Here is a 22193-nt window from a genome sequence, read left to right as displayed (position 1 = left end):
GCACGATCGGAGGGCAGGTGCGCTCAACCGCCCGGGAAAGTGCGGGACTCAAGGAGACTGAATCCCGCTCAGACGACGAGGTCAGCACGCTGTTGGTGTACGGGTGGCAAACGTGCCGGGTTGATACGGCGAACGATCGCCAGGATGCGGTGCTTATCGCTCACCATGATCCCAAACCGGCGGGCGGCTGATATTACGATCCATCGGAAGCGGATCGCCAGGGACCAACTTGGCACACCTGCTGATTTGTTAAGGGGCCGGGCCCGGGACGCGTGTCGGCGTGCGGCAGACTCCCCGGTACCCCACCAACCCGTCAGCAGCCGGACATCCGAGAGGCGTGAACCAGCTCCATGACTGACAACCAGGTGGCCGGCCTGTGCCGCCTGACGGTGCGTGCCCCCGCCAAGAACATCGACCTTGCCGTGCCGTCCGACGTCCCCGTGGCCGACCTGCTGCCAGCGATCCTCGGTTACGCCGGGGACGATCTGGAGGAAACCGGCATCGAGCACGCGGGCTGGGTCCTGCAACGGCTCGGCGCCCCACCCTTGGACGAGGAGCGCACCCTCGATTCGCTCGGGTTGCGCGACGGCGAAACCCTCTATCTCAGGCCCCGCACCGAGGCACTGCCCGAGGTGCACCTGGACGACCTGGTGGACGGCATCGCCACCACCATGCGGCAACGCCCGTACAACTGGAGCCCGGAAGCGAGCCGCCGCCTGCTGCGCGGTCTCGCGGTGGCCGCGCTCGTGACCGGGCTGCTCGTACTCGCCCTGCCAGGCGGCTCAGCCACCCCGCGCGCCCTGTGCGCCGCCGTGGCGGGGCTGCTGCTGCTCGCCGGGGCAGCCGCCGCAAGCCGCGCGGTCGGCGACGCGGGAGCAGCCGCATCGCTCGGCTGCATGGTGAGCCCCTATCTTGCGCTCGCCGGCTGGCTGTTGACCGGCGGCGAGCTCAGCGGCCCGCACGAGGAGGTGCTCGGGCCGCGGCTGCTCGCCGCGTCCGCGGCCGGCGCGGGCGGCGCCGTACTGGCCCTTGCCGCGGTGGCCTCGTTCGCCGCGCTGTTCCTTTGCCTCGCCGTCGTCGCCGCCTTCGGCGCGCTCACCGGCGTTTTGGTCACCACGGCAGACCTGGCCCCGGGGCAGGCCGCGGCGCTCGCCGCCCTCCTTGCCGTGGTGCTCGGTGCCTTCGTACCCTCGCTGTCCTTCCGGATGTCCGGGCTGCGCATGCCGCCACTGCCCACCAACGCGCAGCAACTCCAGGAGGGCATCGAGCCGCACCCCACCGCCGCGGTCGCCAGCCGGGCGGTGCTCGCTGACGGCTGGATGACCTCGTTGTACGGGGCCGTTGGCGTGGTGTGCGCCGCCTCTTTGACCCTGCTCGTGCGGCACGGCGGACTGCCCGCCACCATCACGGCGGTGGCGCTGTGCCTGCTCCTCCTCCTGCACTCCCGGGGACTCGGCCAGGCGTGGCAACGGCTGTCCCTGATCGTGCCCGCGGCCTGGGGCGTGCTGCTCCTGGTGCACGACGCGGCGCACGAGGCCGCGCCAGACACCCGACTCCTGGTGGTGAGCGGGCTGCTCGCCGGCACGGCGGTCATCGCGATCGCCTCGTGGACCGTGCCAGGCCGGCGCATCGTGCCGTACTGGGCCCGCGGCGCGGAACTGCTGCACTCGACCATGGCGATCAGCCTGCTGCCGCTGACCTTGTGGGTGCTCGGCGTCTACGGCGCCCTGCGCTCGCTGCGCGGCTGAGCCCACCACACCGGCCACCACCACGTCGGTGACCTCGCACAACCTCATGACGCCGCAGACCTCATGAGCCGCACGCCCCGATGACGCCGCAGACGCCGCTGACGCGAAGGAGCCTCCGCTGTGCAGTCCACCCGTGACCAGGTACAGGCGCACATGTTTGTCATGGGGCGCCTGACCTCCGGCATGCTGCGCGGTGACCCGGACGCCCCGGAAAGCCCACAGGGCCGAACCAATCGGGGCATCGCCCTTGGCATCGTGCTCGCCGTGCTCTTCTCGGCGGGAGCTTTCGTCTTCGGGTTGCTCAAGCCCGGCACCAAGGACTCCTGGAAAGCGGCTGGCACCTTGGTCATCGAAAAGTCCACCGGCTCCCGCTACCTCTACCTGGACGGCCGGCTGCGCCCCGTACGCAACTACACCTCGGCGCGGTTGCTCGCCGGGGCCGACATGAAGACCGCCACGGTCCGCAGCGCCTCGCTCAAGGGCACCCCGCACGGCGCTCCGGTCGGCATCGGCGGGGCGCCCGACGCGCTGCCCCCGAGCAGCGCCTTGGACGACGGCCCCTGGCAGGTCTGCTCGGGCACCGCTACCGGTTTCGGCGCAGGCGCCCCCACCAGTTACGCCGGCACCACCCTCGCCGTGAGCGTGGCCAACGACGGCAAGGGCCTGGCCACCACACAGGGCCTGTTGGTACGCGGGCCGGACCGGGCCACCTACCTCGTATGGCGGGGCAGCAAGCTGCGGCTCGGCGAGCGGGACGGCGCCACCGAAGCACTCGGCTACGGTTCCGTGCCACCCGTACCGGTATCGGCCGCGTTCTTGAACTCCCTGCCGTCCGGGCCCGACCTGGCGCCGCCAGACGTCCCCGGACGCGGCTCGAAGGGCCCGCGACTGAGCGGCAAGGACACCCGGATCGGTGAGGTCTTCGAGATCACGGTGCCTGGCTCCGCCGGGCGGTACTACCTGCTGCGGCGCGAGGGATTGACCCCCATCACGGCCACCAGCGCGGCGCTGGTGCTCGGCGACCCACAGACGCGCGAGAAGGTGTACGAGGGCAGCGCCGCGGCGGCCAGCCTGGGCGCTGACGCGCTGCGCGGCCATCAGGCGCCCCAGCCCCAGGGTTCCGGCGAAGCCGGCGCCGCCGGGGCCCTCCCGGAGAACCCGCCCAAGGCCGCGACCGTGGAGCAGGGCCAGACGCCCTGCGCACGGATCGAGGCGGGCGGCTCGGGCACCCGGGTGAGCGTTGCCCTGGTCGGGCGGTCCGATCTTGGCCCGGCCGCCCAGCCGCCGCCCGATGGCTTCACCCCCGCCTGTGTGCCGGTGGGCCGGATCGTCGTACGGCCTGGCGGCGGCGCACTGGTGCACGCGCTGGGCGCGGGGGGCGGGGACGTGGGGGGCACGGTGTACCTGGTGACGGACACCGGCATGAAGTACCGGGTGGCCTCGGCGAAGGCGATGGAGGCCCTCGGCTATACGACGAGTCAGGTGCAGCGGCTCCCCGCGCCGCTGCTGGCCATGCTGCCGACCGGCCCCGACCTCAGCCCGGGAGCCGCGTCGTCGGGCAACGGGTCAACGACGACGACCGGTTGTGAGCCACTCAAGGCAGCCAAGCCCGTACGGAATGTGTCGGATGGCCTGGCGAAAACGTCGGCTGGGCGTCCCTGAGATGACGTCAAGGTGCCGTGGTGTAACGGGAGTTCCCATCGGTAGGCTTTTGGCACAAGAGTTCCACTGAACTCGTTGCAGACTGAACAGTTCGCTGTTTACGTTGATGCTCCGGACCCGATAGACGCGACCCAGGAGGTGCACGTCCATGGCGGGCATGCAGCAGTCAGAAGCAGGCGCAACCCAAAACGGCATCCAGGCCCTGGAGCAGGCGTTCACCGGCGTCCAGAACTGCCGGCAGGACGTGGAGAACATGAAGTTCAACCTCGCCTCGGGACTGAAGGGCTCGGTCGGCAAGGAATACCGGGACCTGCTCCAGCAGTGGGACGAGCAGGCCGAGATCATCTCGATCAACGTCCGGGACATGGTCGAGACGCTCACCGAGACCCTCCGCACGCAGGGCCACACCGAGACGACCTCCAACGACTCCATTCGCCAGGCGTACAGCCAGTCCCAGTCCGTGTTCGACGCGCTCAAGGGCTGAGCGGTCCAGCCACCGCCGCCCCGGCCCCCTCCCGGGGCTGTTGGAACCCTCCCGCGTCCCGCTGAGGCCCCGCGGGCCTCTCCGAGCACGCCGACACCTGACTGAACCGAGAGACACCGAGAGACGAGGCCAATGATGAGCGACTTCACCGACGGTTACATCTACGTCGATTACTCCCACATGAGCAACGCTGCGGACGACATGGTGCAGCAGACCAAGGCGATCGCCAGCATCCTCGTGAACCTGGACGCCGAACTCCAGGCACTCAAGGAGACCTGGCAGGGTGACGACCGGGAGGCCTACAGCCAAAAGCAGGCCGCCTGGAACCAGGCCGTTGACTCCATGAAGGCCCTGCTTGCCAGCCACTCCGCACTGCTCACCGACGTGTCGGAGGGCTTCCAGTACAGCGAGAAGTCCCTGACCCAGCTCTGGGAGGGCGTCCGCGTCGGCAGGTGACCTAGCCGCGCACGACACCAGACGGCAACACCAGCGGGGACCGGGGCGGCCGTCCTCCACCCGCGCGGACGCGACTAGGAGAGATCCGGCATGGCGGACAGGCCTCCCCTCAACTTCGACAAGACCTGGCTTGAGAACTTCAAGAACGACGACGTCAAGACGTTTCTGACGGCGATCACGGACATCCAGGGCGACAGCACCGCTGGGCCCGCCCTGGCCAACCTGATCGCCGGCGGTACGCGCGGCTCCAACGTCCCGGCTGAGATCAAGCTGCCGCTGTCGATCGGGGGCATGGAAGGCGATGGGACAACCAACGGTGGGCATTTGCAGACCGCGGTCAAGGAGTTCATCGAGGCGATCGTCGCCATCCTGAAGGATCAAAAGGAGCTCTTCGAGGAGCTGGACGATGCTCTGGAGGAGACGCTGAAGGAGCTCCTCGACGCGGAGGGGGACAACCTGAGGAAGATCGAGGGGGGCAAGCTTCTGGACATCTTCTCCGATGTGGAGGAGGTCCTCGAAGGCGACAGCGGCGGGTCCGGCGGAAAGAAGGACGACTGACGATGGCGGAAGAAAAGGAAGTCCCCCTTTCCGATGCCAACGACTCGTGGCACAAGGCTGTGCGGCTCTTCACCGGTTACAAGGCCCCGGATCGCAGCACGCTCTTCGAGGATCTGAAGGGCAACGAGGGCATCCCTCAGATGAAGGTGGAGATCACCAAGCAGAACAGCGTTGACTACGTTGATCCCAACGACCTCAACTGGCTCTCCGAGAACGCGGGTTGGAGAATCGAGAACACCGACTTCGTCATCCCCTTCTACGTCGCGGGCGGTGATGGGGACGAGGGTTCCCAGGTCACCTACTACAAAGCGCGCTTCACGCTGCTGGGAAACAAGGTGTCCGGCGGCCCGCCGGTGGGCGGTGTGGTGAAGGGCGGCGAATTCAAGAGCAGTTACGACAACCACCTCGGCCTATCCGGGGCGGACGCCACCTGGAGTACGCAGCATCTCACCCAATACGCCTACGGCACCGGCAAGGCCCTGGAGGCGTTGCTGACCCAGCCGAACGGCACTCACGGCTTCGCCTGGAACGAGTTGGACGTACCGAAGGATCAAGCCGTTTCGTTGGCCTCCTTCGACAACGCTGCTAGCGGATTCGACCGGGTCGCGCAGTTCTTCGCTAACCGCAAGACCGTCATCGAGGAGTGGGAACGGCGGGTCGGGACGGAGCAGAACAAGGCATGGCGCGGCCAGGCCGCCGGCGTCTTCTGGGACCTCATCCATGTGCTCGGCAAGCGGTACGACGGTTACGCGAAGGACACACTGGCCAAGGACGGTTTCGGGTCGTTGCAGGGCGACGAGATCCGCCAGGCCAAGAAGGACTTCTACAACGAGGCCGATGCGCTCTACGACCGGTGGTTGTTCTGGGAGTTGCGCATGGGGAATCCCCTTCGATGGCTGCATGACCTGCTATCGGAGATCACCAAGCATGTATGGAACCACAACATCACGAACATTACTTATAAGGTGCATCCGGCGGTTGGGCCGTACAGTACCCCCTCCACCACGTACCACACCATCGGTGAATTCAGCCAGGTCGCGAAGGACAGCAGCGGCGAGGAGTTCGGCCCCCTGAAGGACCTGACGACCTGGAAAAAGGTCGGCGAACAGGCCATCGAGAACTGGGCCAAGTCCGTCGTCGAACACCTTGGTGAAGCCGCCGACGAGGCCATGCGGAACGTTGGCAACAAGTGGGGCACCAAGGAATTCGACATCGGATCGATCAAGTCCCGGGGCGACGGCGACCTCTCCGGGCACCACTCCAAGGACAAGTCTGACAAGGCCGCTGACGACGCGGCGGCGGCAGCGGCTGCTGCGAACAAGAAGAACGACGACTTCATCAATTGGCAGAAGGAACAGGCCGCAGCTGCTGCCGCCGCTGCCGCAGCAGCGAAGGCCGAGGCGGAGCGCAAGGAGAAGGAAGCCAAGGCCGAGGCGGAGCGTAAGGAGAAAGAGGCCAAGGCCGAGGCAGAGCGCAAGGAGAAGGAAGCCAAGGAGGAGCAGGCCCGGCGCGACCGCGAGGCCAAGGAGGAGCAGGCCCGGCGGGACCGGGAGCAGACGGAGAAGGAGAAGCAGGCCAAGGCCGAGCAGGAAGCCAAGGAGAAGGAACAAGAGGCCAAGCAGCAGGAGCAGGAGGCCAAGCAGGAGGAAAAAGAGAAGGAGCAGGAACAGAAGCAGCAGGAACAGGAGGCCAAGCAGGAGCAGAAGCAGCGGGAGCAGGAAGCCAAGCAGGAACTGAAGGAGCAGGAGGCCAAGGCCGAGCAGGCGGCCAAGGAGAAGGAACAAGAGGCCAAGCAGAAGGAGGCCGAGCAAAAGCAGGAAGATGCGCAGAAGCGGCAAGAGCAGTTGCAGATCACGCAGGTGAAGCAGGCGAAGGACGAGCAGGAGAGCGCACGGAAAGAACAGGAGCGCAAGCAGTTCGAACAAGAGGCCAAACAAGAGGAGAAGGAGAAGGAGCAGGAAGCCAAGCAGGAACAGAAGGAGAAGGAGCAAGAGACCAAGCAGCGGGAACAGGAGGCCAAGCAAGAACAGAAGGAAAAGGAACAAGAGGCCAAGCAGGAGGAGAAGGAGAAGGAGCAAGAGGCCAAGCAGCGGGAACAGGAGGTCAAGCAGGAGGAAAAGGAAAAGGAGGCTCAGCAGCGTCAGGAGGAGTTGCGGGGCGAGCAGGAGCGTAAGCAGGAAGAACAAGAGGCGAAGCAGGAGGAGAAGGAGAAGGAGGCTCAGCAGCGTCAGGAGGAGTTGCGGGGCGAGCAGGAGCGTAAGCAAGAAGAGCAGGAAGCCAAGCAGGAGGAGAAGGAGAAGGAGCAGGAAGCCAAGCAGGAACAGCGGGAGAAGGACGCCCAGCAACGCCAGGACGAGGTGCGGGCCGAGCAGGAGACCAAGCAGAAGGAGCGCGAAGAGGAGCAGAAGCGGGCTGAGGAACGCTACGGCCAGGAGCGGCGGGGCCTCCTCAACGAAGGCGACCTCATCGATCGCGACCCCTCGTCCTTCACATCGCCCTCCATCGGCGGGCCGACCGTCCCCAGCGACGGCCCGTTCGCCCCCGACGCCGGCGTGCCACACGTGGACTCGCAAGGCAGGGTCGTCACCGAGTACCCAGACGGCACCCGTACCGTCATCGACCCCGACGCCCACACCGCGACCATCACCCGCCCGGACGGTGGCACCATCTCCGGCCCGCTGAACAGCGGCGACCTCCTGCCCAACCCCGACGACAGCGTCTCCCGACTGGACCCGGACGGCAAGGTGGTCACCGACTACCCGGACGGCAGCCGGTCGGTGATCGACCCGAAGACGGGCGAGACCACTTACACGCACTCGGACGGGACGACCAGCACCGGTCAGTTGAACCCCGGCGGCGGCCCGGAGACCGGCTCGCGGCACATGCCCGGCGCAGGGTCGTACGACTCGCTTCGGTACGAGGAGGAGTTGTACGACGACGAGCCGTACGAGTCCCCGTACGAGCGCTCCCTGGCCGGCGCGACCGCAGGCACGTCCGCGGAGTCCGCGGGCGGCACGCCGCTCAACTCGGGAAGCTTCCCCGGCCCCCCGCCGGGCGGCTCACCGATGGGCGGCGGCATGCCCATGGGCGGCGGTATGCCGATGGGCGGTGGCGGTGGCGGCGGGCAAGGCGGCCAGTCCAGCTCCGAGCGGGTCCGCAACGTGATGGACCGCGACCACGTCGCCGGCCGTGGCACGCCGGTCGGCACAGGGGCCGGCCGCCGCCCCGACGAGCCCGGCGCCCCGCGCGGCAGGACCGGCACCACCGGTGGCGCGCCGTTCATGCCGCCGGTGACCGGCGCAGGCGCAGGAGGCTCGGGACGGCCGCAAACCCAAAGCGGCGACCGGACCAGGGAAGCGTGGGCCGAGGAGGACGAGGACGTCTGGGGAACCGACGAGGGAGGCTCGCCCGCCGTGATCGGCCGATGAGCCGCATGCCGGACGGCATCGGGCCGGGGGAGCCGATGGAACAACGACTGACCAAGGCCATGGCCGAGTTGGACGCCGTACGCACCGCCGCCGCGGCAGCGGAGGAGCAGTTGCGTAACGCCTCACTCACCGTCCGCTCCCGGGATCGCGCGGTCGAGGTCAGTGTCGGCGCGAGCGGGGAACTGCTGGACCTGAGATTCCTGGACGGCAAGTACCGCACCATGACCGCCGCCCAGCTGGCCGCCTCTGTGCTTGAGGCCGCGCGGCAGGGCCGTACGGAGATGGCCCACCGGGTGATCGAGACCTTCGAACCACTGACCCGGCCGAGCGGCGACACACCGGAGTTCGGCGGCATCGACATCGACTGGGAACGGATCTTCGGCTCCGCGCTCGGCGGCGGGCCCGGAGCCCGCGGCGCGCGCTCGGCGGGCGACCGCCTGCGTGACGAGATTCACGAGGACACCCCCGATGCCCCGCGGCCGACGAGAGGGAGAGACCAGACATGAGCGGTAGCTACGAGGCGCACCCGGCCGCCCTTCGCCGGTTCACCGAAGACATGAAGCAGTTGCCCGCACAGGCGAAGCAGTTGGGCAAGGACTTCCAGGAAGACCAGTACCACTACGTCGAATGGCCGGGCTGGACGGATGACTTCGCACACACGGCGCGCCCGGCGTACAACAAGAACAACGAGTTCTGCGTGCAGATCACTGGAGCCCTGTATCAGGCCTTCGACGCGGCGGTATCGGCGACGTTGATGAACCTGGGCGACATCGAGGGAACGGAGGGCGACATGCGCGACCGCATCGATGCCCACCGGCGACGCACGACAGACGGCCCCGACGACCCCGATGGCGGGAAGCGCTGAGTGCAGGAGATCAACTTCCCCGAAGACGTCAGGAAGATGCTCTTCGTGCTGCTCGGTGAGATGCCGTTGCAGGCCCGGGAGAATCTGGCTTTCGCGAGCCGTGCGCTCTACCTCAATCTCGCGAAAGGCGTCTTCGACCTGCGCGACGCCGCGCGACGGTCCGTCCGGGACGCGGCGAGCACGCTGCCCCCGGCCGTCGCGGAGCGGTACATCGAGGCGTTGTCGCTGCTGACGGACGACGGCGGCATCGACCGCCTCCAGGAACTCACCGACCAGCTCGATGACATGGCCGATGGCCAGATCGACTACTCGATGAAGATCCAGGAGGCGAAGTGGGAGATCATCGCCGAGATCGTCATGCTGCTCATCGAGTTGGCCTTGTTGGCGGCGCTGGCCGCCTTCACGGGCGGCACCTCGCTGTCCCAGATGGCACTGGCGCGGGCCCGAAGCCGACTCGCGATCCTCATCATTCTCGACCGCCTGCTGCGCATGACCCATCTGGCACCCACGCTCAGCGAGGCGTTTGAAGAGGCATTTCAGACCCTCGCGGTGAACCTCGCACAGATCGCCTTCAACCCTCCCGAGCGCAAGCCGCACGGCATTGACTGGGCGGACGTCGGCAAGGCGGCGGCTTTCGGGGCCCTCGCCGGGCTGTTCATCAGCGGGCTCGGAGGGCTGTCGAACCTGTTCAAGAACTGGCTCAAGAACGGCTTCGACAACTTCGACAACTTCCTGAAGGACAACCCCTTCCTCGGCAGAGTCCTGAACGACGTCTACGACGTGCCCTCCATCTTCGTGGTCAACGGGCTCGGCGAGAGCGCGGCCGAGGTGTTGGTCGGCGGCATCTTCGACGGCAACTGGCAGTTCAAGTGGGAAACGTTCGTCGGGGGCGGGACCAGTGGCATCTTCGACATGTACGCCCAAGCCGGCGCCGGCGGCCTGGGCAACTGGCTGAACAACAAGTTCTTCACCGATCTCGGCCCCAGCACCAACTACAACGACCTGCCGTCACCGCATGGCGGTGGTGGTGGTGCCGGGCCGGGCACCAGGGGGCCGGTTCCCGTGCCGACCACGGGTGGCACCGGCCCGTTCATCGGCAACGGCACGCCCGTCCCGCCTCCGTCGCCCCTTCCTCCGGTCGGCGTCACCGGGCCGGTGCCGGAAGCCGCGCCGACGCCCTCGTACCAGCCGCCGCCCCGCGTCGCGCAGGTGCCGCCTCTCATGGCCCCGCCGATACCGCCACTGCCCGTATCGGTCAACACGCCTAGTTCTACCGAGGGTTCGAGGCCCATAGCCGAGAACGATCCGTCGCCTCCGTACTCCCCTGACTCGCAAGAGCCGCCCGCACCGATCGACACAGTGCCGTCCCCGCTGCCGCTCGACCCGCTCGGCATTCCCTCGCCGCTCGCGCCGCTCCCGCTCGCCCCTCTCCCGCAGAGCACGACGGGGCCGGTCACGCTGCCGAGCGACCTTGACCCGACGGCATCGCCGGACCCGGTGGCATCGCCGGACCCGGCGACGTTGCCCGATCCGGCGGCATCGGTGTCACCCGACGCGGGGCGGTCCCCTGCGTCGGGAGGCCCGGCCTCCGCCCCGCCGATCAGCTCGCGCACGCCCACGGACGGCTCGCCGGAGACGACCACCAACATCCCGGAGGACGAGAACCCCGCCCTCACCGATGAGTTCTCGGACGATCTGCCGGTTGACGGACAGGACACACCGGACGGACAGAGCGCGCCGGACGTACGGAACACATCGGACGGATCGAACGCACCGAGCGCCAACTCGCCGCACGTGGTGACCGACCCCGCGACGGGTGCGCGTGGGAACACCTCGGCGGGTACGAGTCCGACCGGGCACCCGGAAGCCCCCGCCCCCGCTCCGCACGCCCCCGGGTCGCAGCCGAATACCGCGCAGCCCCCCGCGGCGCAGCCCACCGCACGGAGCCAGCCCACCTCAACTAGCGGGTCGGGCAACGAAGATGGGACCAACGCGAGACCGCAGCAGAAAGTTGCGAACGACGCGGGGACGGACCCGGGAGTAGAAGACGACGCGGGGACGGACCCGGGAGCAGAAGACGACGCGGGGACGGACCCGGGAGCAGAGAGCGACGCGGGGACGGAGAGCGGCCCCGAGACGCAGAACGCCCCGGGGCCGGACGTTGCCCCCGCGCCGCAGTCGGGCCGCCCTGGGTTGAGGAGCGACCCCGGCCCGCAGCAGGGCACCGACGCGCCCGTAGCAACCGAAGCGCCGCTGCGCGAGGAGGCCGACGCGACCCCGCTGCCGGCTGCCACGCAGGTTCACGCCCCTGGTCCAGGGGCGCCGTCCCCAGGCGTCGATCCGGCCTGGGCGGCAGCCCGGGCCGCGGTCGAGCCGGTCACCCGTTCGCACACCTGGGTGGACCCCATCTCCACCCCGCCGGACCCCGGGCAGCCCGGAAAGACGACGCAGTTCGCGGTCCGGTCGAAGTTCGAAGCGCGCCGTTTCCTGTACGAGGGGGAGTGGTTCACCGATCTGACGGTCAAGGTGGCCACTGGCCCGCACGGGATGCCGGCGCAGACCTGGAACGCGGTGCGCAGCGGTGTCGCGGACCTGTTGAACGCCCCCGGCCACCGGCTACCGAGCGGGGACCGGCTGCATGTGACCGTGGAACAGGTCGCGAGCGACTCACACCTCAACGCGCTGACCGTCCAGTTCGTCGGTCGTGACCAGCGGATGACCCGATCCGCATGGTGGCTCGATGCGGCCCCCATCGACTACGCGCACGAGATCGCCCACCAGATCGGGCTGCGCGACGAGTCACCCGACGCGTACGCGCCGCACCGCCCTGACATTGCGGGCAGTCTGCTCGGGGACTACCACGATGCCGCATTGCCCGGCCTGTCCCAGGGCGGTCTGCGCGATCGCCACCTCCACCTGCTGGCGGCACACATCGGTGACCTCGCGTCCGCAACGCCCGCCCCCACCACCGGCGACCACGGCACCCGCGCCACCGGCCCCATCGGCGCAGACTCCGCCGCCCTACGGCCAGCCAAGCCGGTGGCGACGGTCGGCGGGCAACCCGGTGCGGAACCCTTCGCGCCGATGCCCCCCAAGCAGCCACAGCCCAAGCAGCCACAGCCCAAGCAGCAACCCGAGCAGGCCCAGCCCATACCGCCGCCCACACTGCTGAACGCGCCGCCGCCACCGGAAACCGCTCCCGCGCTGCCAACCACGCAAGCCCTCACACGGCCGCAGCCGCAACCCGAGTTCCCGACCACCGGCAAGCGCCCTCTTCAGACCACACCATGGATGGGCCGCACGCTGGACGCCACCCACCCGCCCGTCCTGGAACAGGGTGCGACGAGGCCGCCGGCGGGGCGGCGACCGCCGATGGAGTTCGAAGACGGCAGCAGCATCCCCGCCTACCTCGACGATCTCCCATCGCTCCTGCCCGATCTGCCCCAGGACATCCTGGCCGAGTTGCTCAGCAGTGCGAGCAGCTTCGGGCACGGCGACGTCACCTTGCGCGGCATCGACCTGGTGGTAGCCGAGATCGACGGGGCGCTGACACGGGATGCCATCGGCCAGCACGAGAGCAAGCTGCCCGGATTGCCGGGCTTGCTGGGAAGCGCCGGTCTGCTCACTGATGTGGAACGCGCTCTGCGGCACGAGCCACGTACCTTCGCGAGTGGCAAAGGCCGCGCCTTCCCGTACACCAACGCACAGGGCGAGACGCGAAAACTGTGGATCAAAGGCACTCACTACGGTGACTGGAAGCGGTTCGCCGATGGTCAGGGCGCGCCACAAAAGGTGGACGCCATGGATCGGGCCGTCACCACCGCAGGGCAGAACAAGATCATGCAGTCTGTCACCCAGGTGGCTCTCTCCGGCCCGCTCGGCCCGGTGGGTGCCGCGGCCTTCTCCGGGTTCGGCCGCATAGGGCTGCGGTTGGGCTTCACCACCAAGGTCGGCTTCACCCAGACCGATCAGAGCACGAACCAGTCCGAGACCCGCGCACTCGACGGCTCGCATCTACATCTGGACGATGTGTACTTCGACGTGCGCGTGACCGATGCCGAGGACCGCATCGTGCCGCGCCCGGCAACCGGTCCGTCGCGCCCGTCCACCGATCCGCGCCCGGAGGCGCGGTACGGCTTTGCCGTACGCAACGGGCTGCTGGTGCGGCTGCCGGACAGCGCCACGAAAAAGGGTGCGCCGGGACGTACCCCCCAAGACATCACGCTCGACCGCAACTCCACCTACCGGCTGGTCCGCTCCGAGGGAGCCGGTGCAGTGGAGCCGATCCGTGACTGGGCGGTGCAGGACATCGGCGCGGCTCCCGACAGCAGTGCTCACCGCGAGCTCGACGCGTTCTTCTCCGATGGCAGCTTCCAGCGCGAGTTCCGTGCGCTGTCAAGCGGCCGGGTCACCACGGTGCCGTTGTTCACCGACGACAAGCAGCGCAAGCCGCTGGGCTTCTTCGTGGTGGACGTGGTGCCCAGCCGGGCGATCCTCGTCAGTGAGACGACGCAAAGCGAGATGCGCGACGTCAACACCTCCACCGTCCGCAACGAGCGCAGCCTCGCCAAGACGGCCGCGTTCAGTATCGACGGTGTGGCGGGGCCGGCGTTCAACCTCTTTGACCTGGGGCTGCCCGCGATCAATCTGCGCCTCCAGTTCGGACCCGCCTTCCGGTACCTCTTTTCCGTATCGCGCTCGGCCCAGCTGGGCGGCTCCGGGGCCATCAAGTCAGCGGGACAGGTGAAGGGCGACCCCACCGCCCTCTACCTGGTCGTCAAGACGGCGTACGTGGCGCGCAGCGGCAGCACCGTACCGCCTCGGCGGTTCCACATTTGGGGCCTTGAGCGGATGACGCGCTCCGAGGCCCGCCGGCTGGCCGGGTGGGATGACGGGACCAGGTTGGCACTGACCCAGGGGGCGCCTGAGCCCTTCGCGCCGGCCTATCTGACCCGGGACCACCCGCCCACCCTGGGCATGCACCGGCTGGAGGAGCTGGTGTTCGACGACGGGCTACGCACCCGTGAGACCAGTGACGGCCGAGCCGCCCGCACCTTCCTCGACACCTACATCGACGCGGCGCTTGAGACCATCGCCGCTCAGTACCCGGGGTTGGTCGCCCCGTTGCACGAGCTGGCCGCGCCGGAGCAGCGTGACTGGAAGAAGCAGTTCAAGGGCCTGTTCACGTCGTCGGGGCCGCTGCCGATCGACCGGCCCACGCAAGCCAAGTGGCACGACGACGCTGCGTACAGCACGGCCGTGGCCAACACCCGCGAGGTGCAGACCATGCTGTCCTACATCTATGTGGCGGGCGGCCTTGATGCCCTGGTGACGGTCGGCGTCCGCATCCGGCTGACCGAGCCGGGTCAGTTCGGTCAGGGGCATCGCTACATCTGGGTGCGCGGTGCATTGACCAATCGGCGCTTCGAAGGCACACAGCAGGAGAGCAAGATCCGTTTCAGCGCCGTTGGCGCGGAACGGCTCGATGGGCAGAAGGGCGCCAAGCGGGTGGCGGAGGGGGGCGTGGACGGCCAACTGGCCGTCCGCGATCCCAGTGCCGATGACATCGGTATGCCCAACAACGTGGGCACCGTGGCCGTCGGCGCGCGCTGGGGCCGGCAGTCCGACCGGGAGAACGGCTTCGGGTTCACAGTCGGCAACGAGCCGATGTCGGTGAGCACCGGCCCCTCCCATCTGTACCGCTACGACATCGCACTGTCCGTGAGCCACGGCGGGTACTGGCGCTTCCGCGGCCTGGTACGCGGTGTCGCGACACTCGGGCTGCTGGGTACGCAACCGTTCGTCTTCAGCCGCCCCGAAGACGTGTTGATCGGGCAGCGGCCGGACGGCTCCCTGGTCAGCGGCGGCCCCCGCAGGGGGCAGGTGCTCATCAGCAGCCCCGTAGCCCACGCTCCCACCCACGATCCGCACCGCCCAGGGGCGAACAACCCCTTCCGGTCACTGAGCGGTCCCCTCCCCACCAGCCGCATGACGCCGGAACGCGCCCGCGCGCTGGCTGTCGGAGATCTGTCGCGACCGGGCAGCCTGATCCGTACCGAAGATCTGGCCCCCCTGTCCACACCTGGTGCCCTCGAGCTGCCCGCACCCTCCGGCGAGCGTGGGTCGCAGGTCTTTCGCGAACTCCTCACCCACCCCTTCCTGACCGTCAGCGTGCTGATCCCACCCGCCCTGCTGACCCACCTGGGCGAGGTCATACAGACCGCATCCGGCGGCGCCTGGCAACTCACCGAGGAGAGCGCGCCGACCAGGGAGGCGGTGCTGCGCCCCTTCCAACCGCAGTACGCGACCGCCAACTTCGACCAGACCTCGGGGCCGCTCGGCTGGACCGCGAGCGGCCTGATGGGCAAGGGTCCGGGCACCGACCTGTGGGCGACGCTGCGCCATCTGACGACCGTGGACGCCATCCAGCCGCTGACCGATCCGGTGCCGATGGACTCCGAAATGTTCCTCAGCGGCACCGGCCAGACCTCCGGCAAGCTCAGCAAGGGCAGCACCTTCACCCTCGGCGGGCAGCTGGTCTACGCCCGTACGCACACCGCGGGCCCCGGCATCCTCGGCAGCCAGGCCCTGGTCCTCAACCCGTGGTCGTTGTCGGCGTCTCGGAGCCAGACGGTGGCCATCACCGTGGTCGCCGAGATGAACCGCAAGGGCCTCGGCCATCAGGTGCTGGTGACGGGCACGGCCGAGCACTGGACGGCGCTGGCGTCCAGCCTGATCGGCACGAGTGCCATAGGCAAGTCCTATGTGCCCGGCTTCCTGGCCGGGGCGGCGGGCCAGATGACCCAGGTGCCCGGCGGGTGGCTGGCGCACGTACCGGAGAAGAGCGCCTATCAACTCGGGATCATCGACGACGGGCTTGGCGACGTCCCCCACTACAGCGCACACGCCTGGTCGCCCCAGCCCTGGATGAGCGGCTTCAACTTCGGCACGTACCCCGTCAACGCACTCGACCCGAAGGCCGCACTGGCCGCCTTCCAACGCCAGGTGCACACCCTTGGCCTCGATGACGCGGGAGAGGAGCGCGTGCGCACCCTGGTCTCCTCCCGGGTGCAGCGCGCTCTCGGTAAGGGAATGGCCCGCACGGGCGCGTCGGCACCGGTGCGCACCGGCGGTTGGGGCTGGCACGGCATCCGCATCGGCAACCGCAATGTGCGGGCCCGCGTCGAGCTCATCGCAGCCGGACCACCCACCCTCGACATGCTCGATCACAGCACCGAGATGGAGGAGGACCGCGGCGCCGCCGAGACCTTGCAGAGCAGCGCCGACTCCACGCGGGGCCGCACCTTCGGCCTCCAGGTCAGCGAAGGCGTACACACCGGTGACCCCACGGCCGTGGCCAGCGGCCCCACCCTCACCGAGACGGGGACCAGCCAAAAGACGATCGGGGCGAGCCACTCCGCCACGACCACCACGGTGTTCCGCGCGGCGACCACCGAGCCGTACGCCAAGATCGCGACCCCTTACCGGCTGCGGATCACCCTGGAGGTGGCCGCCGCCACCGACACCCGTGATGCCACCGAAACTCCCGATGCCCCCGACACTGCCGGTGCCACGGGTGCCACGGGTGGCACCGCTCCCGCGCATGGCCCCGCCACCGATCTGCTCGGCACCCGTGGGACCGCGCTCGCGCGACGGGCTGCCGCGTGGCGCGACCAGTTCACGGGCAAGAAGTCGATCAGTGTGGAAGAGGACGCCGGCACGCAGTACGAGGAGGTGCCGCTGAGCCTGATGCGACCTACGCCGCCACCCGGCTCGCCCGCCGTGGACCCCCGGCTAGAGCCGCCGGTACTCGCTCTACTGGACCCGCCGCGGGCCGGTTACGACCTGGACATGACGAGACCGGACGTTCGGCAAGCGGACGGCACCATGCGGCCGTTCACCTTCCCCGCGACCGGTTACGACGTTCGTGGCCTGCTCGGGTACGAGGACGTGTTGGCGGCCAGCACCCTGGCCATCGCGCTATCCAGCGACACATCCTTCTCACCCGCTGCGCCCAACGCTCTGGAACGCTCCAAGAACACCAGTCTCACCCGCGGGGGCACCGGCGCAGCGCAGGTCATTGAGGACGGTACGAGCGAGGCGGTGCTCGCGGCGCACTACCACCAGGCCGTTACGCCCGCCGCCTACCGGCTGCCGGGAATGACGGAACGAAACCTCATCGGTACCCATGAGGCCCAACTCGCCCTGTACGCCAAACCCGACTTCAGCCGCCCGACGCTTCTGACCGTCAGCGACGGCATGAAAATGGAGGTCCTGCGGCGTGTCAGCGAGGGTGCGAATACCTCGGTGACCCAAGAGGACGTGCAGGACCTGTCCCTCGGCGGCGGCGTCCTGGTCACCTCCCCGCAGACGGGCTTCGGCCAACTCGGCGCCGCCGCGACGGCTGCGTACGCCGCGGACGGTGTCAGCACCTCGGCCGCCGAGGACCAACTCACCTCGATCAACGTCAAGCCCAAGACCGGGCGGGTGTTCCTGTTCGCCGTCCCCACCACCTGGCTCAGCGTCGCCGACGTACAGCGCGCGCTCAAGGACACGCGCGTCGGCAAGTTCGTCGCGGGAACCTTGGGACACGTCAGGCCGGGCATGAAGATCACCACCTCGCAAACCTATGCATTGACGTGGATACGGGATGACATCGCCCGAGACCTCGGGCTGATCACCGACCACAACTTCCCCAAAGAAGTGGGCGCGGCGTGGGATGCGGTAACCCAGGCAGCCAAGGCATGGGTCGCGGCCGACACGGCGTACCTGGAGCGCCGCCGCCCCGCTATGGCACTGCTCACGGAGCTCAATGACGCGCGGAGCGCCCGCAACGAGGCGCAGGCCGCGGCCAACGCCGCGGCGCTGCAAAGGGACCGCTTCATCGATGCGGCGAACGTGGCCGATGCCGCCCTGGATCGCGAACTGGCCGATCAGGCCACGAGCCTGGAGACCGGGCAGCAGACCGTACAGACCGCCCGTACCACCCTGGCCACCTTCGACGACGTGGACCTGGGTGAGGCCGCGCACGAGGGATGGGCGAACCTGATCGAGGAGCAGATACGGGCGGCCCGCGCGGTGTTGGCGACTGCCGAGCAAAGCGCCGCCGATGCGGCGAGGGCCGCGGCAGCGCGCGTCGAGGCCGCGCGAGCGGCCAAGGCCCGGGCGGACAACCAGGCGAAGCAACCCAGCCGCAAGGCGGCGGACACCGCGCTGCGACTCGCGGAGGCCACCGACCGCTGGGCGGCTGCGGACACCGCCTATACGGACCTGCGCGGCAACCTGGACCTCCTTCGTCGCACAGCAGAGGAGGCGGTGGCCGAGTACCACCGGGTGCGGGCGGCAACCGACCAGCTCACCCGCTGGCACCAGGAGGCGGCCACCGCCGAGGGCCGCGCCCGCCTCGGTGACCTCGCGAAGCCGCCCGCCGTCACTTACCGGCCGCCGCCCGCACCGCCGAAGCCAGGCCCCCCGACCTGGCCGACGTACACCAGGGCCGTCACCGCCTCCGCGACCCTGCTGACCTCGCCGAACGGCCTCACGTACCAGGTCCCGCCGCACGGCGCCGAACCGTCAGACGGCGACGGTTTTTTCCACGCCCTAGCCCGCGGCCTTGGCGCCAGCGCGCCACAGGCGCTCATCGACCAGGGCGTGGACATTACCGACCCGCCGGCCGCCGTGGCACGGCTACGCAGCGTGCTGGCCGGCAGGTTGAGCGATCCGGCAGATGCGGACCTGCTGAACTTCGCCACTCCTGACGAGACCGACCGGTTCAGCGATGGGGAGATCGCGGGCGCGGGCCTCGATCTCGATGGCGTAAGCGGTACGGGGCCAACCGGGGCGCCCGCCGCCGCCAACGGTGACGGGCGGACGCCCGCTCGCCGGGAGTTCGACGGGCTCGGCGGTCTGCTGCCGCACTCCGTGACGCCGGACGCGCAGACCAGGGCGGCCCTTGCCACCACCCAGCTCACCCGGCCGGGCGATGCCGCCGATGAGAGGGGCTGGAACCATTCGGCGGCCGACCTGCTGCCCATCCTGGCCGCCAGAAGCTTCGGCGTGGACATCACCGTGGTGGCCGGTGACGGGCGGTATCAGCGCTTCGAGGCGGGTGAACCCCCGGCCGGCCACCAGCTCGCAAACCTCCTTGAGGAGCCCCTAGGCCCTCGCCCGCACCTCGTCCTGAGCCTCACCGACCGGCGCTACCAGCTCGCGCTGCCGGTCGGCGATGACCTTCAGCTGGCGACGAAGGGCGCTCCGCCCGTTCCGGACGACGCTTCGGGCCAGGACGACACCTCGCCCGACACTTCCCCGGCCGCTGCTATCAAGCCGGCGCCGGCCCCGCAGACACCGGCCCCGAAGACACCGGCCCCGCAACTTCACGTGCCGCCGCCCGGCCCGATAGCGAAGGCGGCAGCCGCGACGACGAAGCCGGCGGAACCAGCAACGGACACGACGACAGCGACAATCGACCCGGTGGACCCGGTGGACCCGGTGGACCCGGTGGACCCGGTCACCGAGCCGACGCAGCCGATACAGCCGACGCATCAGACGCATCAGACGCAACAGATACAGCCGACGCAGCAGACGGAGCCGATACAGCAGACGGAGCCGGCACAGCCGACAGCCGTGCCAAAGGCGCCGGACACGAAACCGGTCTCGGGTCCAGTGGTGAAACCGGTCACGGAAGCGGTGCCGGCCCCGGCGGTGAAGCCGGTGCCGGTGCCAGTGACGGGTTCGGTGACCGACCCGGTGCCGGCCCCGGTGGCGACATCGGACCGCGTGCTGGCCAGGGGCAATCCGATCCCCGTGCGCGGGAACGGTGAATGCCTGCTCTTCGCTCTGATGGCGAGTGACGCCACCCGCGTCAGGGACATGCTGCCCGCCCTGGCCGCGGAAGCCCCAGACGCGTACGCGTGGCTCTCGGACCCCACCGCGGTACGCGATCGACTCCGTGCACAGGCCACCGCGCGGCCCACTACCAAGGGTGCGGGGGCCCAGGAGAGTACGGGCCCCGAGGCCGTCGTCGCCGAGGCCCTGCGCGTTTTGGTGACGGACTATGTTTTGGTGAGCGACGGTCGGCTCGACGCGCAAATCATCGGTCAGTTCCGGCAGTCGAGCACTCATGAGTTCGACGCCCGGGTGCGCGCCATGAACCGGGACGAGGTCCTCGCGCTCTTCGCCCACCACGGCGCCGCGCTGGACGTGGCGACTGTCCTGTCCGACGACGAGTTGCGTGCTGAGTTGATCAGTTGGTACCCGACGAGCCAAGCGCCCTTGGACGATGACGAGTTGCAGACGGTCTTGAACGCCGTCCAGGACTGGGGGAAGAACTGGTGGAAAACGGTGGGCGAGATTTTCCCACCCCTGCTGGCTTTCGCCCTCGACGTGCGGATCGACATCGCGCAAGACGGCGAACAACGGGACACCAGGCGTGTGGGCAGCGACAACGCGGCGCGCTTGGTCGAGGTGCACTACAGCGGCCTCAACCACTATGACGGCAGCGACGCCGCACCGACGATGGGGCCGCGAGCCTTTGGCGATCCGGTATCGCCTAAACGGATCAAGTCACAGGAGCGCGATGACGGCGGGGACGTACGGCTGAACCCGCTGTGGGTTCCGCTCGATCAATTCCCCCCGGCCCTCCTGATCACCGAGGACAAGGACGCGGTCTGGCTCTACACCGTCACGCGCGACGGCCAGGTGTTGTTGGGCAGCGAGGAGCCCTCGGCGATCATTGCGGAGGAACAGTTCGATGCGTTGCTCGCCGGAATGCGAGCGAAGAATCCCGAGTTGACCGCCGAGACCCTGCGCGCGAGTCTGACCGGGCTCGGCCATACGGGAATCGCCGCCGAGTTCGCCGATGACGGCCGGTCGCTGCCGGGGAGGAGCCGGGTATCCGGTGAGTTCCGCTGGAGCCCGGAGCAACAGCGTTGGTCAGTCAACGACAAGTCGGGCCGCTATATGAGCGAGTCGGTGCGGCCGGGCCTGAAAGCGGAGGTCGCGGCCGGCTGGTTGGCGAATGTGGCAGGGGTTTTCAGCACCCGGCTCGGAGTTGAGGTCGTGCCCGTCCAACTCAAGACCGCCGCCGCCCCGGCGCCTGTCGGTGCGGGCGGCGGCGGACCGATCGCGGCTGCCGCGGGCGCTACGAGCGGTGACCAGGTCGCGGCCCCGGTCGCCGCCAAAGCCGCCGTGGCGAGCGCGCCTACTGGCATGGGCACGACCGCGGGTACGACCGCGCCCACGACCATGGTGACGGCTAAGGCCGGGCCCGAAACAACGACCACGGCCGAGGCTGCGCCCGTGCCGACGGTGACGGCCAAGGCCGCGCCCGAGACAACCGGCTCAACCGAGCCCGCGCCCACCACCATGGCTACGGCCAAGGCCGCACCCGCCACCACGGTCGCCGGTCCGCCCGGCACGCTCGCCGCTGACGCCCTTGTCGGTGACCTGTTCGCCGTGGCCTTGCTGCGGGCGTTGAACGGAGCGGACATTGACCCGATACTGGTACCGATACCGATTGCGGGCGATGTGCCGGTGGCTGACCTCATTGCCGTGGGCGTGAAACTCACGGCGGGGCAGCATGCTCAGGCCATCTTGATCGGCGGGTCGCTGAACCCTGCGGACCTGGAGCTGACGCCGGTTCAGCGGTTGTTCTTGCTGCTACGGCTCGGGAGCCCGCCGCCACGCGAGACCCTCGACGCGGCGGCGTCCGCCGTGGCGTCCGCTCTCGGCGTCACTGTGGTGATCGTCGGGCCGGGGGAGCAGACCAGAAGGTACGGGCCGGACGCGGGCCCGATGGTGCGGCTGTTCTTCGACGGAACGGTCTTTACTTCGCCGGGCGCTATCAAATAGCGAAGGACATGGCCCAGATGGAACGTCGGCAGCGCGCACCGTGGATAAGGCGGGTTGATGTTCGTCCGCTGTTCATGTGTCAACTACTCAGTTGGCGACGGTAGTTCCATGACGGCTCGACGCCGCGCCGCATGGGCGGC

Annotated in this window: 9 protein-coding genes; all 9 read left to right on the top strand. The window is 68.9% G+C overall.

What is annotated here, in order from left to right; all coding sequences use genetic code 11:
- The first annotated feature begins 350 nt into the window (after nucleotides 1–350).
- Entirely contained in the window at nucleotides 351–1748 is a 1398-nt protein-coding gene (gene eccD / locus FHS42_RS32470) for a type VII secretion integral membrane protein EccD (RefSeq protein WP_184579234.1), read from the top strand.
- 120 nt (nucleotides 1749–1868) lie between these two features.
- On the top strand, nucleotides 1869–3410 hold the full coding sequence (gene eccB / locus FHS42_RS32465) for a type VII secretion protein EccB (protein WP_184579230.1): 1542 nt from the start codon (nucleotides 1869–1871) through the stop codon (nucleotides 3408–3410).
- A 148-nt stretch (nucleotides 3411–3558) separates the two neighbouring features.
- Nucleotides 3559–3894 (top strand): hypothetical protein, encoded by a 336-nt coding sequence (locus FHS42_RS32460; RefSeq protein WP_184579227.1) that lies wholly within the window; start codon nucleotides 3559–3561, stop codon nucleotides 3892–3894.
- 135 nt (nucleotides 3895–4029) lie between these two features.
- A complete protein-coding gene (locus FHS42_RS32455; protein WP_184579226.1) occupies nucleotides 4030–4350 on the top strand; it encodes a WXG100 family type VII secretion target in 321 nt (106 codons plus the stop codon).
- Nucleotides 4351–4440: 90 nt separating this feature from the next.
- Complete coding sequence (locus FHS42_RS32450) at nucleotides 4441–4908, top strand: type VII secretion system-associated protein (protein WP_184579223.1); 468 nt, start codon at nucleotides 4441–4443, stop codon at nucleotides 4906–4908.
- A 2-nt stretch (nucleotides 4909–4910) separates the two neighbouring features.
- Entirely contained in the window at nucleotides 4911–8336 is a 3426-nt protein-coding gene (locus FHS42_RS32445; protein ID WP_184579221.1) for an AAWKG family protein, read from the top strand.
- Complete coding sequence (locus FHS42_RS32440; protein WP_246495721.1) at nucleotides 8333–8842, top strand: YbaB/EbfC family nucleoid-associated protein; 510 nt, start codon at nucleotides 8333–8335, stop codon at nucleotides 8840–8842. Before FHS42_RS32445 ends, FHS42_RS32440 begins: the two co-directional genes overlap by 4 nt.
- Entirely contained in the window at nucleotides 8839–9201 is a 363-nt protein-coding gene (locus tag FHS42_RS32435; RefSeq protein ID WP_184579219.1) for a hypothetical protein, read from the top strand. Before FHS42_RS32440 ends, FHS42_RS32435 begins: the two co-directional genes overlap by 4 nt.
- Nucleotides 9202–22053 (top strand): WXG100-like domain-containing protein, encoded by a 12852-nt coding sequence (locus FHS42_RS32430; RefSeq protein WP_184579215.1) that lies wholly within the window; start codon nucleotides 9202–9204, stop codon nucleotides 22051–22053. It begins immediately after the preceding gene.
- Nucleotides 22054–22193: the final 140 nt, after the last annotated feature.

The organism is Streptomyces zagrosensis (genome assembly GCF_014203645.1).
In the GTDB taxonomy this organism is placed as follows: Bacteria; Actinomycetota; Actinomycetes; order Streptomycetales; family Streptomycetaceae; genus Streptomyces; species Streptomyces zagrosensis.
The sequence above is the reverse complement of the archived record's forward strand: the minus strand, read 5'-3'. Positions and strand labels throughout refer to the sequence as shown.

Coding starts and splice junctions, on each gene's coding strand:
- FHS42_RS32435 (WP_184579219.1), top strand. CDS start 8,839: ATGAGCGGTAGCTACGAGGCGCACCCGGCCGCCCTTCGCCGGTTCACC.
- FHS42_RS32455 (WP_184579226.1), top strand. CDS start 4,030: ATGAGCGACTTCACCGACGGTTACATCTACGTCGATTACTCCCACATG.
- FHS42_RS32460 (WP_184579227.1), top strand. CDS start 3,559: ATGGCGGGCATGCAGCAGTCAGAAGCAGGCGCAACCCAAAACGGCATC.
- eccD (WP_184579234.1), top strand. CDS start 351: ATGACTGACAACCAGGTGGCCGGCCTGTGCCGCCTGACGGTGCGTGCC.
- FHS42_RS32445 (WP_184579221.1), top strand. CDS start 4,911: ATGGCGGAAGAAAAGGAAGTCCCCCTTTCCGATGCCAACGACTCGTGG.
- FHS42_RS32450 (WP_184579223.1), top strand. CDS start 4,441: ATGGCGGACAGGCCTCCCCTCAACTTCGACAAGACCTGGCTTGAGAAC.
- FHS42_RS32440 (WP_246495721.1), top strand. CDS start 8,333: ATGAGCCGCATGCCGGACGGCATCGGGCCGGGGGAGCCGATGGAACAA.